This window comes from Kitasatospora sp. MAA19 (genome assembly GCF_029894125.1).
Lineage (GTDB): Bacteria > Actinomycetota > Actinomycetes > Streptomycetales > Streptomycetaceae > Kitasatospora.
The window spans coordinates 114,752-129,645 of the sequence record NZ_JARXYZ010000008.1; the positions used below are offsets into that span (position 1 = coordinate 114,752).

Below are 14,894 nucleotides of genomic sequence, written 5' to 3' on the forward strand. Positions count from 1 at the left end.
ACCCGGGAGGTTTACCCCGAACTGGCCCTGCAGGGCGATGACGGGGGCGGTCGGCGGGCCTCTAATGGAGGAGCACAGCCAATCGCTCGTGTTCACAGAGGAGTTGAGGACGCCATGACCATTGACACGGCGGCGGGGGACAGCGTGGACGGCGGTGTGCCGTACCGTTCGCGACGGCGCACCCTGGTACGGGCCGGGGTGCCGCTGGCGGTGGCCGCGGTGATCGCCACCGGGATCGGGCTGGTGCCCGCGCTGGCGGCCGACTCCCCGCCCGACCTTCCGACCCTGACGGCCGAGCAGGTGGTGGCCAAGGCGCTCGGCTCCGACGCGCAGAGCCTCTCCGGCACGGTGTCCGTCTCCACCGACCTCGGCCTGCCCAGCCAGCTGCTCGGCGCCGCGGCCGGCGGGCTCGGCGCGGCGGCCGGCCGCGGCGGGGGCCAGGACGGCGGCTCCTCGGCGGCGGACCCGCAGTCCAAGCTGCTCGGCCTGCTCGGCGGCGACCAGACCCTGCGGGTCGCGGTGGACGGCCCGGACCGCCAGCGGGTGGACCTGCTGGAGAACATGGCCGGCTACACCGTCGTCCACAACGGCGACCAGGCCTGGGCCTGGGACAGCTCGACCAACACCGCCGTGCACCTGACCGGCCCGGCGGCGGCCGCCGCCCAGCACACCGGCAAGCACCCGGGCGCTCCGCTGACCGGGGTGCCGACGACCCCGCAGGAGGCCGCCCGGCAGTTCCTGGACGCGAGCGCGGGCACCACCTCGGTCACCGTGGCGGGCACCGCCAACGTGGCCGGGCAGAAGGCGTACCAGCTGAGCGTCAAGCCCACCCAGTCCGGTTCGACCGTCGCCGAGGTCCGGATCGCGGTCGCCGCCGACAACGGGGTGCCGCTCTCGGTCGTGGTCAAGGGCGTCGACGCTTCCACCGTCCTGGACGTGCACTTCACCGACGTGTCCTTCGCCAAGCCGGCCGGCAAGACCTTCGACTTCACCGTGCCCAAGGGCGCCAAGGTGACGGAGCAGAAGGCGGACGGCGCCGCGGGACGGCACGACGCGGCGGGGCAGGACGCGGCCGGCCAGGGCGCACCGGGCAAGGGCCAGGCGGGCAAGGGCCAGGCGGGCACGGGAGCGGACGGCCGGGGCCACGACGGCGTGAACGTGATCGGCGAGGGCTGGACGACCGTGGTCTCGGCGCAGCTGCCCGCCGGCACCGTCGGCGCACCGCAGGACGGCGGGAAGAGCGGCAAGCACGGCGGCCGGGGCCAGGCCCTGAACCCGCAGGCGCTGCTGAAGTCGCTCGGCAAGCCGGTCGGCGGCGGCACGCTGATCAGCACCAAGGTGGTGAACGTCCTGGTCACCGACGACGGCCGGGTCTTCGCCGGCGCGGTGACCCTGCCGGTGCTGCAGCACGCCGCCGGGGTGAACTGACGGATGACCAAGGCTCCCGTAACGGGGGACGTTACGGAGTCGGCCGGGGGTCCGGGCGCCGAGCAGCGCCCGGCCCCCGCGCCTTCCACCACCACCTCCCCCTCCTCCCCCTCCCCTGCCTCCGTTGTTTCCGGCACCGACGACGTGATCAGGACCCGCGGCCTGACCAAGCGCTTCCGGGGCGGCCAGCTCGCCGTGGACGGCCTGGACCTGAGCGTGCCGCGCGGCTCCGTCTTCGGCTTCCTCGGCCCGAACGGCTCCGGCAAGACCACCACCATCCGGATGCTGATGGGCCTGATCTCCCCCACCTCCGGCGTGGCCACCGTCCTCGGCGAGCCGATGCCGCAGTCCGTCGCCGGCGTGCTGCCCCGGGTGGGCGCGCTGATCGAGGGCCCGGCGCTGTACGGCTTCCTCTCCGGGCGGGACAACCTGATCCGGTTCGACGCCGCCGATCCGACCGCCGACCCCCGCACCCGGCGCCACCGCGTCGAGACGGCGCTGGAGCGGGTCGGGCTGAGCGCGGCGGCGGGCAAGAAGGCCCGCGCCTACTCGCTGGGCATGAAGCAGCGGCTCGGCCTGGCCTCGGCGCTGCTGCAGCCGCGCGAGCTGCTGGTGCTGGACGAGCCCACCAACGGGCTGGACCCGCAGGGCATGCGTGAGATCCGGGCGCTGGTGCGGGAGGTCGCGGGGGAGGGCACCACGGTGTTCCTCTCCTCGCACCTGCTGGACGAGATCGAGCAGGTCTGCTCGCACGCGGCGGTGATGTCCCGGGGCCGGCTGGTGGTGCAGGGCACCGTCGCCGAGCTGGCCGCCCGGGCGCAGGGCCGGCTGGTGGTCCGCACACCGGACGTCGCCCAGGCCGTGGAGGTGCTGGCGGCCCACCAGGTCGGTTCGCTGCTGCCCGGCGACGGGCGGGTGGACGGCGAGCTCGGCGCGCTCGGGTCGTCGGCCGGCACGTCGGGCGGCACGTCGGGCGGCACGTCGGGCGGCACGTCGGGCGGCACGTCGGGCGGCACGTCGGCCGAGGAGGCGCTGCCGAAGCTGTGCGCGGCGCTGGTCGAGGCCGGCGTGCGGGTGCACGGGTTCGGGCTGGAGCGGGGCACGTTGGAGGACGCCTTCGTGGCGCTGACCGGGGAGGGCTTCGATGTCGCAGGCTGAGACGGCGGGGCCCGCGGCACCGCCCGTCCGGATCGGGCGGCGGCCGCAGACGGCGGCCGGGTTCCTGGCGCTGTTCCGCAACGAGCTGCACCTGACCTTCCGCCGGATGCGCACCAAGGTGCTGCTGGGGATCCTGGCGGTGCTGCCGATCCTGATCGGCGTGGTCGTCAAGCTCAACACGGACAGCCCGCACGAGGGCGGCGGCGGCGTGAACTTCATCGCGCAGACCACCCAGAACGGCCTGTTCCTGGTGTTCACCGCGCTCGCGGTCGCGCTGCCGGTGTTCCTGCCGATGACGGTCGGCGTGGTCGCCGGGGACTCGGTCGCCGGCGAGGCGGCCACCGGGACGCTGCGCTACCTGCTGGTCGCGCCGGCCGGACGGACCAGGCTGCTGGCCGCCAAGTTCACCGCCGGGCTGGTGTTCTGCCTGGCCGCCACCGCGGCGGTCGCGGCGGCGGCGCTGGCCACCGGCGCCGCGCTGTTCCCGCTCGGCGAGGTGACGCTGATCTCCGGGGACACCATCGGCTTCGGCGACGCGCTGTTGCGGGCGGTCCTGGTGGCCGGGGTGGTGGCGGCCTCGCTGGCCGGGCTGGTGGCCATCGGGCTGTTCGTCTCCACGCTCACCGGCAGCGGCATCGCGGCGATGGCCGCGACCGTCGGGCTGGTGATCACCGTGCAGATCCTGGACGCCTTCCCGCAGCTGGACGCCGTCCGGCCGTTCCTGTTCACCCACTACTGGCTCAGCTTCGCGGACCTGCTGCGCCAGCCGATGTACTGGGACGGCGTGTGGAAGGACCTCGGCCTGCAGGCCGCCTACGTCGCCGTGTTCGGCGCGGCGGCCTGGTCCCGCTTCGCCAGCCGGGACATCAGCGCCTGACCGCCGCCTCGGCGGGGGCGGGCTGCGGCACGGCCGCGGCCCGCCCCGCGCGGTCGGCCCGCAGCTGGCGCAGCGCGTCCCAGGTGAGCACCACGAGGGCCGCCCAGACCAGGGCGAACCCGGCCCAGCGGGAGGGCGGCATCGACTCGTGGAACACCGCCACGCCGATCAGGAACTGGAACACCGGCGCCAGGTACTGCAGCAGCCCGAGCACGGTCAGCGGCACCCGCACGGCCGCCGCGCCGAAGAACAGCAGCGGGATCGCCGTGACCACCCCGCTGATCATCAGCAGCCCGGAGTGCCCCCAGCCGTACGAGCCGGCCACCGTGTGCCCGAAGGTGCCGCGCCCGCTGACCTCCAGGTAGACCAGGTAGCCGAGCGCGAACGGGAACATGAAGGCGCTCTCCGCCGCCAGGCTCTCCAGCCCGCTCAGCCCGACCTTCTTCTTCAGCAGGCCGTACGTGGCGAAGGACAGCGCCAGGGTGAGCGCGATCCACGGCAGCCGCCCGTACGCGACGCTCAGCACCACGACGGCGGCCGCGCCGATGCCGACCGCCGTCCACTGCGCCACGCGCAGCCGCTCCTTGAGCATCAGGACGCCGAAGGCGATGGTGACCAGCGGGTTGATGAAGTAGCCGAGGCTGGTCTCGACCACGTGCCCGGCGTTGACGCCCCAGATGTAGACGCCCCAGTTGATCGAGATCACCACGGCCGCGCCGGCCAGCATGGCGACCCGGCGGGGCTGGCGCAGCAGCGGGCGTATCCAGCCCCAGTGCCGCTGGGCGACCAGCAGCAGCACCACGGCGACCAGGGACCAGACCATCCGGTTGGCCAGGATGTCGTCGGCGGCGCCGGGCTCCAGCAGTGGCCAGAACAGGGGGAAGAGGCCCCAGATTCCGTAGGCCGCGAAGCCGTACCAGAGGCCTCGGCCGCTGTCCTGCTGGGTTGTCTCTGGCATGGCCGCCTGCCCTCCGCGCGCGTGTGTCGAGGTGACGGTAGCGGGCGGAAGGGCAGGCTGTCATCTCCGTTTCCGCATTTTGGTCATGACATCGCTGACCTGGGGAAACCTCGGGCCCCGGGCGTCGGGCCCCGAGGCGTCCGGGGAGACGTCGGGCCTTGGCGTCCTGGGCGTCAGACCGCGAGCGCGGCGCGGACCGACCGCGCGTGGTCAGCGGCGCCCGCGCGTGACCGGCGCCGTCAGCCCTGCCCGCGCGTGACCAGCGCCGCCAGGCCGTCCAGGATGCGGGCCAGGCCGAAGGCGTACGCGTGGTCCGGGTCGTACGCGCCGCCGTGGGCCTCGCCGGCGGCGGCGCCCACCCGGGCGGCGACCGGGTAGCGCTCGGCGTCGAAGACCTTGGCGAGCAGGTCGGCGTTGGCGGCCCACCACTGCGCGTCGGTCATCGCGCTGTCCTGCCGGGCGGCGCGCTCGTCGGCGGCCATCCGGGCGCAGGTCTGGACGAAGCCGAGCAGGTGGGTGAGCGCGGCGTCCAGCTCGACGTCGGGCAGGCCGGTGCCCTCGAAGGCGCGCAGCTCGTACTCGTACTTGGCCATCAGGCCCGGGCCGAGCGGCGGCCGGCTGGTGGAGACGGCCGCGACCCAGGGGTGGGCGCGGTAGAGCGCCCGGTTGTCGTCGGCGACGGCGGTGACCCTGGCCCGCCAGCCGTCGCCGGCGGGGGTGCTGCGGGGCATCGCCGCGTAGGCCGTGTCCAGCATCAGGTCGAGCAGTTCGGCCTTGCCGGGGACGTAGGTGTACAGCGCCATCGGGGACAGCCCCAGCTCCTGCGCCACCCGGCGCATGGTGACGGCCTCCACGCCCTCGGCGTCGGCGAGGGCGATGGCCGCGGCGGCGATCTCACCGGTCGACCGGGCCTGCTTCGGGCCGCGCCGCCCGGGCTTCTCCTCGGCGGTCAGCCCCCAGAGCAGGGCGAGGGTGCTCGCCGGGTCTCCTGCGCTGCTGCGGTCCGTGGCCATGGGGGGATCTTTTCACGGGCCGCCCGGCTACCGTCTCCCCATGACCAGCGCCCCGACCAGCAGCCCGGACCCGGCCGGCCCCGTGCCGCTCCCGGGCACCGACACCCGCGAGGCCGTCCGACCCCGCGTCACCTGCCGCCGCTGCCACCGCCCGCTGCACGACCCGGAGTCGCGGATCCTCCGGCTCGGCCCGGAGTGCCGTGATCCGGCGGAGCGGGTCGCGCGCTTCGACGTCGACCAGGATCCGCTGCCGGGCGTCGGCTAGGGCGTCCGGCCCTAGGACTGCGGGCCGCGCCCGAAGAGGCGGCGGAGGAAGCCGGGGCGGGGTTCCGGCTGCCGCTCCTCGGCCGGCTCCTCACGTTCCGCACTGTCCTCGGCCTCCTCCGCCCCCGCGGCCTCCCGGGTCTCCTGGGCCTCGACCCGCTCGATCAGCCGCCGGGCCAGGTCGGCGTCGCCCTCGGGCAGCCAGGGTGCGGCGAGCGCCAGCGCGGCCAGCGACCGCAGGACGGTCACCACCCGGGTGCGGCGCGCCCGGGCGCTGTAGTGCAGGCGCTGCCGGAGCCGCTCGGCGATGTCGGCGCGGGTCTCGGGGTGCGTCCAGCCGATCGCGACGAGGGCGAAGCCGGCCGCCTCGACCACCCAGTCCTCGGGCCCGAGCAGCAGGTCGACCAGCACGCGGCGGCGGTCGGAGTCCTCCCACGGCTGGTCGGTGCGGTGGTGCGCGATGCCGAGGCAGGCGAAGACCTGGACGGCCCGCACCCACAGTTCGGGCTGGTGGGCGAGCAGGGCCCGGCCGAGCTCGTCCTCCCGGGGCATCGGCGGGTGGACGAGCGTGCCGAGCAGGTCGTCCAGCGGCAGCCCGGCCAGCCGGACGGCGTGGTCGTAGGCGGCGGGGACGGTCGGCCAGACGATCTCGGCGGTGGACCGGACGAGTTCGGCGCTCTCCGGCGCGGGCGGGGCGACGGCCGGGCGCGGGTCGGTGCCGTCCCAGGCCCAGATCCGGGTGGTGGGTTCGACCAGCGGAAGCCGGGGGTCGGGCTCGGCGACCGACTGGTAGTCGACGGTGGCGAGCGGCAGCGCGAGGCGGACGGCCAGCAGCGAGCTGGGCGGCTCGACGGCGGAGGCCCTGCACCCGATCTCGCTGTCGCGGGTGGTGCCGGGGGCGGCGAGCACCTGGTGCAGCACGTTGACGGTCGCCTCGGTGGCGCCGGAGACCATGCCGAGCCAGGGCTCCCGGTGGCTGAGCCGCTCCAGCAGGTCCTGGGCGTACTCGTGGTCGGGGTGGGCGCGGTGGTGGTCGGCCAGGGCGAGCAGGTGGGCGGGGTCGCCGTCGACGGCGTGGCGCAGGCCGTACCGGGCGGGGGCCGCCTTGGGGTGGTCGGGTTCGGTGGCGAGCACGCGGTCCAGCCAGGGCAGGCCGTCGGCGGGGCGGCCGAGGGTGCCGTACAGCTCGGCGACGTCGACGGCGAGGTAGCTGCTGGTGTTGTCCCGCTCCGGTTCGACCCGGGCCAGTTCGGCCTCCCAGACGGCGAGCGCCCGTTCGGGCCGGCCGTGGGCGCGCAGGGCGTTGCCGAGCATCACGGAGGGCATGTAGCCGGGGGCCAAGCGGTGGGCCAGTTCGGCGAGTTCGACGGCGCGGGCGGTGGCACCGAGGCGGCGGGTGAGGCCGGAGGCCATCGCCAGCAGCAACGCGTGGTCGCCGTGGCGGGCCACCACGGCCTGCACGAAGCCGTCGAACGGCTGGACGGCGGCGGCGAGTTCGGCCGGTAGCGGGTCGGGCAGCCCGCCGGTCGCCCGGGCCACCGCCTGGGCGACGGCGTCCGGGTCGACGAGGGCGGGCAGGTCCTCGCGGGCGAGCCAGGCGGTGTGCGCCCAGGGTCTCGCGGGCTCGTACTGGATCGCGGAGGCGAGCAGGCCGACGGCGGTGTCCCAGTCCCCGGCGGCGGCCTCGACGTGGGCCCGGCAGGCGACGGTGCCCAGGTAGACCTGGCCGTCCAGCGGGAACAGCTCGCGGGCCGCGGCCGGCCCTCCGGCGGCGGCGCACAACTCGGCCAGCGCCTCGTGCAGTTCGGGCAGCTGGGGGTCGGCGAGGATCGCGTCGGCCAGGTGGTCGGCGGCGTGCGGGAGGTCCCCGGAGTCGATCGCCAGCCGGGCCACCGCCACCTCGCCCTCCGCCGCGAGCCGCTCGTCGCCTTCGTCGTCGGTCTGGCCCATGTGTTCGTCCCCCGCTCGCGGTGTCTCCGATGTGCGCGGATGAGGTTATCCCGCGTATACGACGACCGGATGATCACCCTGTCGGCGTGTCGGACGAGCTGGAGATGGCCTGAATCCCTCTCACCTCCTCGATCGGATACGACCCGAACGAGTGGTTTGGGCACCGGCGAACCGCTTGCTCTGAAATGCGCCCACCACGATGGACCCCGGCGCTTCGCCCCCGAAGCAACCCGCCCCGATTCCGAGCGAGTAGTGACGATGAAGCTCTCCCGCACCCTGTCCGCAGTGGCCTCGGCCGCCGTCCTGAGCACCATCGCCCTGACCGGGCAGGCCACGCCGGCGACCGCCGCCGGCTCGTTCGTGGTCAGCGAGTCCCAGTTCAACCAGATGTTCCCGAGCCGGAACGCCTTCTACACCTACCAGGGCCTGGTCGACGCCCTCAGCGCCTATCCGAAGTTCACCACCACCGGCAACGACGCCACCCGCAAGCGCGAGGCGGCGGCGTTCCTCGCCAACGTCAGCCACGAGACCGGCGGGCTGAAGTACGTCGTCGAGCAGAACACCGCCAACTACAGCCACTACTGCGACGCCTCCCAGCCGTACGGCTGTCCGGCCGGCCAGGCCGCCTACTACGGGCGCGGGCCGCTGCAGATCAGCTGGAACTTCAACTACAAGGCCGCCGGCGACGCCCTGCACATCGACCTGCTGCACGACCCCTACCAGGTCGAGCGGAACTCCGCCGTCTCCTGGAAGACCGCCCTCTGGTTCTGGGACACCCAGAGCGGCGCCGGGTCGATGACCCCGCACGACGCCATCGTCAACAACAAGGGCTTCGGCGAGACCATCCGCAGCATCAACGGCGCGCTGGAGTGCGACGGCAAGAACCCGGACGAGCGCAACGACCGCATCAACCTGTACAAGAAGTTCGTCGGTGTCCTCGGCACCGACGTCGGCGGCGGCAACATCTCCTGCTGACCCGTCCGACGGTGCGCAGGAAGTCGGCCCGGCCGACGTCCTGCGCACAGCTGTGTGGCGGGACCGCCGCTTCGGCGGGGGGCGTCGGTGATGGGTGTGCGGCGGATGACGGGGGCGAGGGGAGGGCGTCACCCTTCGCCGTGATCAACATACGGCCCGGTGGGGGGCTTGCGGCAAGGCCCCGGTCGTGCCGCAGAATCTCCGGGTCGGCCACTCGCCCGACGAACCGTCAGATCTCCTCGTTGCCTACGGAAGCACTTCGCGATGCCACCTGTTCCCGCCGACCCGACCGTGATCCATCCGATGCCCGAGCAGCCGCGGGTGGTGCTGCTGAAACCGCTGGTCACCTCGCCGCTGATCGAGGTCGGAGAGTTCACCTACTACGACGATCCCGATGACCCGACCGCCTTCGAGACCCGCAACGTGCTGTACCACTACGGGCCGGAGAAGCTGGTCATCGGGAAGTTCTGCGCGCTGGGCACGGGCGTGCGGTTCATCATGAACGGCGCCAACCACCGCATGGACGGCCCCTCGACGTTCCCGTTCCCGATCATGGGCGGCTCCTGGGCCGAGCACTTCGACCTCGTCACCGGCCTGACCGGACGGGGCGACACGGTGGTGGGCAACGACGTCTGGTTCGGCTACGGGGCCATGGTGATGCCCGGCGTCCGCATCGGTCACGGGGCGATCATCGCCTCCGGCTCCGTCGTCGTCGACGACGTCCCCGACTACGGCATCGTGGGCGGCAACCCCGCCCGTCTCATCCGCCGCCGCTACGGCGATGCGGACGTCGACCGCCTCCTGGCCCTGGCCTGGTGGGACTGGCCGCTCCAGCGGATCACCGAACACATCCGCACGATCATGTCCGGCAGCGTCGACGACCTGGCGAAGGCGGCGGCCGCCCGGGCGGCGGAGTAGCGTCCCAAGACCCGCCGCCGGGCGGCAGGACTCCGAGCCGAGCCGAGCGGCGGCGTGGCGCAGGAAGTCGGCCCAGCCGACGTCCTGCGCCACCGGGGGCTCAGCGCTTGGGGGCGGTGAGGCGGGTGCCGGACCAGTCCTTGGCGACGCTGACCGACCTGGCCTGGGACAGGCCCGCGGTCTGGGCGGCGTCGCTGATGTCGCTGGGCTCGATGTAGCCGTCCCGGCCGGCCTTCGGGGTGAGTAGCCAGATCGTGCCGCCTTCTTCGAGGAGGCCGATGGCGTCCACCAGGGCGTCGGTGAGGTCCCCGTCCTCGTCGCGGAACCAGAGCAGGACGACGTTGGCCACGTCGTCGTAGTCCTCGTCGACGAGGTCCTGGCCGATGACCGACTCGATGCCCTCGCGAAGGTCCTGGTCGACATCGTCGTCGTAGCCGATCTCCTGGACGACCTGGCCGGGCTCGAACCCGAGCCGGGCCGCCGGGTTGGTGCGCTCTGTCGTCATGACGGTCTTCCCTTGGGTCGGAGGCGCCTGCCGCCTCGCTCACGGGTAGCCAATCAGACACGTACGGTGGCGAGCCGGAACACGCCCGGCCGTTGACGCAGGTCAGACCTCGCGGCAGGAGACGACCGTGGAGGCGCTGACGGTGAGCAGGAGCTGTGTGCAGCCGGTGGCGTCGGCCCGGGCGATGGTGGCACCCAGGTCGCCGGGCGGCAGCGTGAAGGCGTGCGGGCGGAGGTCGGCGTCGTGGGCCACGACGGTGCCGTTCTCCACGTAGAGCATCAGGTATTCGGCGACGTCGGACACGTCGGCTCCCCTCCCCCGGGATGGCTGGCGTTCGGCCCTGCCCACGCTAGGGGCCGCGCGGGGCCCGGCCGGCGGCATTCACCGGGCACCACCCCCACGGGTGAATCCCACCGAGGGCGTGCAGGGGTTGAGGCGGGCCGGGTGGCCCGTGGAGTTGCGGCCGGCGGCCTCGCGGTAGGCGATCCGCTGGACGGCGGCGAGCAGGCGGTAGAGGTTGAGGGCGGCGTCGGACTCGTCGGCGGCGAAGCCCAGGTGGTAGATGACGGCTTCGAGTTCACGCCAGTCGAAGTCATCGGGGACGGGCGGGGCGGTGCCGGGGAGGAGGGCGTTGAAGGCGGTCGCGACGGCGTAGTGGGTCGCGGCGAGGGCGTTGGCCAGGGGGTCCGGTGCAGGGCAGGGGTCGGGGTCGGGCATGGGGCCGGGCATGTCAGGGGTCCTCCTCGTCGGGCTTTGCAACGTTGAGTGCGGTGATGACACCCAGGACGACGGTGGCGATCGCCAGGGCGAGGAGGACAGCGAAGGCCGCCGCGATCAGAAATCGCACGAGGCGTCTCGTTCGGCGTCGAGGAGCAGGTTCAGGAGGTTGAGGAGGGTCGACGCGGGCGCGGTGTTGAAGCGGACGAGCACGCGGCCGTCGATGGTCGTGTCGGTGGTGGCGGAGGGCCAGACCAGGCCGAACCGGCGGCCCCGCTCGTGGACTTCGGCGAGGAGCGTACGGATCTGGGCCTCGGTGTAGTGGCGAATCCGGGGGTCCGTGGGCTTCATGGGGTGGCGGCGGTTCATCATCAGGCGGCGTCCAGCTGCAGCTCGAACCAGACGGCCTTGCCCTGCTTGCGCAGGTCGGTGCCGAAGCGGTGGGTGAGGGAACGGACAAGGTGCAGGCCTCGGCCGGAGAGCGCGTAGGGGTCGGCGGGGGCGCGCGGCTCGGGCGGGAGGGTCTGGCTGTCGTCGCAGACCGAGACACGGAGCCTGCGGTCCAGGAGGGCGACGACGACGAGGGGCGCGGGGCTTCCGGCGTGCTTCCACGCGTTGAAGAAGAGTTCGTGGAGGGCGAGTTCGGCGTCGGAGATGGTGGAGGGCGGCCACCCGGCGGAGGTGAGGAGGTCGCACAGCTCGGTGCGGGCGGCGGTCCAGTCGGGAGGGTTGAAGGCACACATGAGAAGCCCCAGGAAAGAGGAGGGGGGAACCACTGACGATCCGTCATGTGATCGGTGCAACACTGAGAGTAGGGCCTCATGGCTCACGCGTGCAACCTCATCGCGAAGAAGGCCCACCCAGCTTGGATAAGCTCACTCGTGTGGGTGGAGACTGGCCCGACACGGAAGGAACCCCCCTTGGCGCTCAGGACCCAAATCAGCGAACGGCAGCGGCGATTCGGCGCTGAGCTGAGGCGGCTACGCGAGGCCGCAGGCCTGGCGGTCAAGGATGCCGGCGCCCTCATCGGCATCCTCGGCCCGCAGCTCAGCCACATCGAGGCCGCGCGCACGGCACTCGACTCGGAACGGCTCGCAGTTCTGCTTGATGGCTACGGGTGCACGGATAACACCTATGCCGAGCTGCTGCAGGGTCTCGGCGCCAGCAACGGCAAGGGCTGGTGGAGCAAGTACAAGAGCAAGGTGCCAGACCTCTCGCTCGATCTGGCAGAGGTCGAAGACCGCGCAACCCGTCTCGACAACTACGAGACTCTCTACATCCCCGGACTACTCCAACTGCCCCAATATGCCGAGGCCCTCTACAACGGAGGCACCAGGAACGGGAAGTGGGACACGACAACGCAGGTTCAGTTCCGCATGGACCGGCAACGGATCCTGACTGACGAGAAGCAGCGACAGTTCCGCTTCGTTATCCACGAGGCCGCGCTACGCATGCGATTCGCCGGAGATGAGGTCATGCGAGCCCAACTCGTGCATCTGCTTGAGATTGCCGAGCTTCCCAACGTCGACATGCAGGTGCTGCCGTTCACCGCTCCGAAGCATGCACCCTTCTCGCGCTCTTTCCTGCTCTGTGATCCCAGCTGCCGAGAACTCGCAACCGTCATTCTGGATGGTCCGAAGAGGGCCGAGCATATTGGCGACCCTGTTGAGCTGGCGGCCTACGGCCAGATGTTCCAGCAGCTCAGCGCACACGCTTTGCCGAGAGCGGATCGGGAAACGGCGCTGCGCGGACTCCCCAACCGCGAGTCGTGGGGAGTCCTGCATCATCTTCTCTATCTACTCCAGTCGTGAAAGGCGCACGATGTCCAACTTCTCCTGGCAGAAGTCGTCATACAGCAATGCCGAGGGAGGCAATAACTGCCTTGAGCTTGCCGCTAGCGCCGACGACATCCGCCACCTCCGCGAATCCGACGACCCCTCCATCGTCATCACCACCACCGCCACCAAGCTCCGCGCCTTCATCCTCGGCGCCAAGGCCGGCGAGTTCGACCACCTCCTCTGACCCCCTCCCCGCCCGCTCGTTGGAGCCCAACGAGCGGGCGGGGCGCTGCCGCCTCGTCCGCCCATGAGCTAAGCGGTTGTCTCACGTGGCACGTTTCGCGAGCTTCTTGTAGCAGGTCAGGGCGGCGGCCAGGCCGAGGAAGGCGAGGAAGTGCGAGCCCTTTCGTTCGTATCGGACGGTGAGGCGGCGGTAGCCGAAGAGCCAGGCGATCGACCGTTCGATCTTCCGGCGGTGCCGACCGAGGCGTTCGCCGGACTCGATGCCGGGCCGCGCGATGCGCGCGACGAGCCCGCGCTCGCGCAGCCAGGCCAGATGTTCGGCGGAGAAGTACGCCTTGTCCGCGCGGAGTTCGACGGGTCGGCGCCGCCGTGGTCCCCGGCGGGACCGGACGGCGGGTATGCCGCGGATGAGCGGCTTGAGGGCGAGGCTGTCGTGCATGTTCGCGCCGTACACGGCGACGGCAAGCGGGATGCCCTGGGCATCGGACAACACGTGCAGCTTGCTGCCCTTCTTGCCGCGATCGACCGGGTTCGGCCCGGTCAGCGATCCCCCCTTTTGGCGCGAACGGAGGCCGCGTCGACGATCGCCGAGGTCCAGTCCACCTCTCCGCGGGCCCCGAGTTCGTCCAGCACCGCCCGGTGCAGCCGACGCCACAGGCCGGCCTCGGGTCCATACCGTGAAGCGACGATGCGCGGTGGCGGGCGACGTGCCGAACGTCGGCGGCAGATGCCGCCAGGCACAGCCGCTGGTCAGCGCGTACACCACTGCCGTGAACACGGCCCGCTCGTCACACGGAGCGGTCCCACCACCTTGCGGACGAGCAGCGAACGACGGCAGCAACCGGGCGGCCAGCTCCCAGAGTTCATCAGGAACCAGACGCTTCGATAGATCAGCACCCACGACCGGCATCATGCCGCACGAACATCAAGTCACGTGAGACGACCTCTAAGCCTTGATTGGTGCGGCCGACCTGGCGGCCTGCTCGATCTTCGCGCAGTACGCTGCACGGGCTTGCTCGTCGATCTGCTTCTCGTGTTCGGCGCGCAACCCGGTCCGGCCGTCGAGGCCCTCGCGCAGGATATCGGCGTGCCCGGCATGCCGGATGGACTCGCCGAGGACATGGACCATGACGGCGAACAGGTTCGTGTCGGCATGAGGCTCCGGCCACCACGGCACGTGGCCGGGGGCGTCGAGGGGAAGCTCGTTGATCGTCGCGTCCGAGTGTTCCCACGTGCGCCGGTAGAACCCGATGATCTGATCGCGGGTCTCGTCCTCGGTCGCCCACAGATCGCTGCCGTTGGAGTCCTGCCACCGGGGCAGCGGTTCCGGGGCAGGGCGGTCGAAGACCTCGCCGAAGTACCTGGCCTCGACGGTGGCCACGTGTTTGACCAGGCCGAGGAGGTTGGTCCCGGTCGCTGTCAAAGGCCGGCGGGCGTCGTATTCGGACAAGCCGTCGAGTTTCCAGAGCAGCGCCTTGCGGTCCCGCCGCAGTCTCCCGTGCAGGTTGTCTTTCGCGAATTCATCGATCATGCGGTATCAGCCTGCCATGGGCTGCTCGTGGTCTCAAGATCCCGTACGTGGTCCGCAACGACTGGCAGAGCCGAGGCCTGGCCATGGCCACCGCCCTGACCTCCTACAAGAAGCTCGCGAAACTTGCCACGTGAGACGACCTCTAAGCCGGGTGCGTGCGGTCCCCGATGCGCGGGAGATCGTCGAGGTGCTCGCGTGCCCACGCGCAGGCAACGTCCATCGGGCCGAGCAGCGACCGCCCGAGCTCGGTGAGGGCGTACTCCACTCGCGGCGGGTTCTCGTCGTACGCGGTCCGGGTCAGCCAACCGTCGCGCTCCATCGCACGCAGCGTCTCGGTCAGCACCTTCGGGGCGACCCCTTTGAGCGGCACCTTCAACTCGGTGAACCGGCGCGGGCCGTCCTCAAGGCAGCGCAGGATCATGCCGCTCCACTTGTCGCCGACCCGGATCGGCATGCGGTGGCTGCAAAACGGGTCGAACAGGTCGGCGTTCAGGGGCGCGCTCATACCCCGACGATAGAGCCGGTTCCGTTGCAGTAACCGGCCACCTCCCGCCTACCGTCTCGCACACCAGGCCCGAA

19 protein-coding genes are annotated in these 14,894 nt (G+C 71.9%); 8 read left to right on the plus strand and 11 right to left on the minus strand.

Annotated features, from left to right (window positions below; translation table 11 throughout):
- Positions 1 to 114 precede the first annotated feature (114 nt).
- Genes P3T27_RS15195 through P3T27_RS15205 form a run of 3 tightly spaced genes read left to right on the plus strand, consistent with a single transcriptional unit; the run spans position 115 to position 3,463 of the window.
- Positions 115 to 1,428, plus strand: coding sequence for a DUF2092 domain-containing protein (locus tag P3T27_RS15195; protein WP_280678531.1), 1,314 nt, complete (start codon positions 115 to 117; stop codon positions 1,426 to 1,428).
- 3 nt (positions 1,429 to 1,431) lie between these two features.
- Positions 1,432 to 2,586, plus strand: coding sequence for an ABC transporter ATP-binding protein (locus P3T27_RS15200; RefSeq protein ID WP_280678533.1), 1,155 nt, complete (start codon positions 1,432 to 1,434; stop codon positions 2,584 to 2,586).
- Positions 2,573 to 3,463, plus strand: coding sequence for an ABC transporter permease (locus P3T27_RS15205; RefSeq protein ID WP_280678535.1), 891 nt, complete (start codon positions 2,573 to 2,575; stop codon positions 3,461 to 3,463). Before P3T27_RS15200 ends, P3T27_RS15205 begins: the two co-directional genes overlap by 14 nt.
- Here the strand turns inward: P3T27_RS15205 and rarD are convergent.
- Both rarD and P3T27_RS15215 read right to left on the minus strand, forming a co-directional pair.
- Positions 3,453 to 4,421 carry an EamA family transporter RarD gene (rarD, locus tag P3T27_RS15210; RefSeq protein ID WP_280678537.1) on the minus strand — a complete coding sequence of 323 codons (969 nt, stop codon included), beginning with the start codon at positions 4,419 to 4,421 and terminating at the stop codon, positions 3,453 to 3,455. The genes P3T27_RS15205 and rarD overlap by 11 nt on opposite strands.
- 239 nt (positions 4,422 to 4,660) lie before the next feature.
- On the minus strand, positions 4,661 to 5,434 hold the full coding sequence (locus P3T27_RS15215) for a TetR/AcrR family transcriptional regulator C-terminal domain-containing protein (protein ID WP_280678539.1): 774 nt from the start codon (positions 5,432 to 5,434) through the stop codon (positions 4,661 to 4,663).
- Positions 5,435 to 5,474: 40 nt separating this feature from the next.
- Between P3T27_RS15215 and P3T27_RS15220 the strand changes: the two genes are divergently transcribed.
- Entirely contained in the window at positions 5,475 to 5,699 is a 225-nt protein-coding gene (locus P3T27_RS15220; RefSeq protein ID WP_280678541.1) for a DUF6011 domain-containing protein, read from the plus strand.
- 11 nt (positions 5,700 to 5,710) lie between these two features.
- Here P3T27_RS15220 and P3T27_RS15225 read toward each other — a convergent pair whose 3' ends face one another.
- Positions 5,711 to 7,648 carry a hypothetical protein gene (locus P3T27_RS15225; protein WP_280678543.1) on the minus strand — a complete coding sequence of 646 codons (1,938 nt, stop codon included), beginning with the start codon at positions 7,646 to 7,648 and terminating at the stop codon, positions 5,711 to 5,713.
- Positions 7,649 to 7,906: 258 nt separating this feature from the next.
- Here P3T27_RS15225 and P3T27_RS15230 point away from each other — a divergent pair, with 258 nt between their 5' ends.
- Both P3T27_RS15230 and P3T27_RS15235 read left to right on the plus strand, forming a co-directional pair.
- Complete coding sequence (locus P3T27_RS15230; RefSeq protein WP_280678545.1) at positions 7,907 to 8,623, plus strand: chitinase; 717 nt, start codon at positions 7,907 to 7,909, stop codon at positions 8,621 to 8,623.
- Between the two features lie 264 nt (positions 8,624 to 8,887).
- The gene (locus tag P3T27_RS15235; RefSeq protein WP_280678547.1) at positions 8,888 to 9,541 is read left to right on the plus strand and encodes a CatB-related O-acetyltransferase; all 654 of its coding nucleotides are present in this window, start codon (positions 8,888 to 8,890) and stop codon (positions 9,539 to 9,541) included.
- A gap of 100 nt (positions 9,542 to 9,641) precedes the next feature.
- Here the strand turns inward: P3T27_RS15235 and P3T27_RS15240 are convergent, their stop codons facing one another.
- The 5 genes from P3T27_RS15240 to P3T27_RS15260 all read right to left on the minus strand — a co-directional run bounded on the left by P3T27_RS15240 (position 9,642) and on the right by P3T27_RS15260 (position 11,506).
- Positions 9,642 to 10,046, minus strand: coding sequence for a DUF3052 domain-containing protein (locus P3T27_RS15240; protein WP_280678549.1), 405 nt, complete (start codon positions 10,044 to 10,046; stop codon positions 9,642 to 9,644).
- 102 nt (positions 10,047 to 10,148) lie between these two features.
- Positions 10,149 to 10,349, minus strand: a complete 201-nt coding sequence (locus P3T27_RS15245; RefSeq protein WP_280678551.1) for a hypothetical protein — start codon at positions 10,347 to 10,349, stop codon at positions 10,149 to 10,151.
- A gap of 78 nt (positions 10,350 to 10,427) precedes the next feature.
- Positions 10,428 to 10,775: a hypothetical protein gene (locus tag P3T27_RS15250; RefSeq protein WP_280678553.1), complete on the minus strand. Its 348-nt coding sequence runs from the start codon at positions 10,773 to 10,775 to the stop codon at positions 10,428 to 10,430.
- Positions 10,776 to 10,880: 105 nt separating this feature from the next.
- Positions 10,881 to 11,114 carry a hypothetical protein gene (locus P3T27_RS15255; protein ID WP_280678555.1) on the minus strand — a complete coding sequence of 78 codons (234 nt, stop codon included), beginning with the start codon at positions 11,112 to 11,114 and terminating at the stop codon, positions 10,881 to 10,883.
- Between the two features lie 20 nt (positions 11,115 to 11,134).
- A complete protein-coding gene (locus P3T27_RS15260; protein ID WP_280678557.1) occupies positions 11,135 to 11,506 on the minus strand; it encodes an ATP-binding protein in 372 nt (123 codons plus the stop codon).
- Between the two features lie 177 nt (positions 11,507 to 11,683).
- Here P3T27_RS15260 and P3T27_RS15265 point away from each other — a divergent pair, with 177 nt between their 5' ends.
- Together P3T27_RS15265 and P3T27_RS15270 are read left to right on the plus strand one after the other, a co-directional pair.
- Positions 11,684 to 12,574: a helix-turn-helix transcriptional regulator gene (locus P3T27_RS15265; RefSeq protein WP_280678559.1), complete on the plus strand. Its 891-nt coding sequence runs from the start codon at positions 11,684 to 11,686 to the stop codon at positions 12,572 to 12,574.
- 10 nt (positions 12,575 to 12,584) lie between these two features.
- A complete protein-coding gene (locus P3T27_RS15270) occupies positions 12,585 to 12,785 on the plus strand; it encodes a DUF397 domain-containing protein (RefSeq protein ID WP_280678561.1) in 201 nt (66 codons plus the stop codon).
- An 81-nt stretch (positions 12,786 to 12,866) separates the two neighbouring features.
- On the opposite strand, the gene P3T27_RS15275 is transcribed toward P3T27_RS15270, so the two are convergent.
- From P3T27_RS15275 to P3T27_RS15285, 3 genes are all read right to left on the minus strand, one after another.
- Positions 12,867 to 13,685, minus strand: a complete 819-nt coding sequence (locus P3T27_RS15275; RefSeq protein WP_280678563.1) for an IS5 family transposase — start codon at positions 13,683 to 13,685, stop codon at positions 12,867 to 12,869.
- Positions 13,686 to 13,730: 45 nt separating this feature from the next.
- Entirely contained in the window at positions 13,731 to 14,315 is a 585-nt protein-coding gene (locus tag P3T27_RS15280) for a DinB family protein (protein ID WP_280678565.1), read from the minus strand.
- A gap of 142 nt (positions 14,316 to 14,457) precedes the next feature.
- Positions 14,458 to 14,820: a helix-turn-helix domain-containing protein gene (locus P3T27_RS15285; protein WP_280678567.1), complete on the minus strand. Its 363-nt coding sequence runs from the start codon at positions 14,818 to 14,820 to the stop codon at positions 14,458 to 14,460.
- Positions 14,821 to 14,894 lie beyond the last annotated feature (74 nt).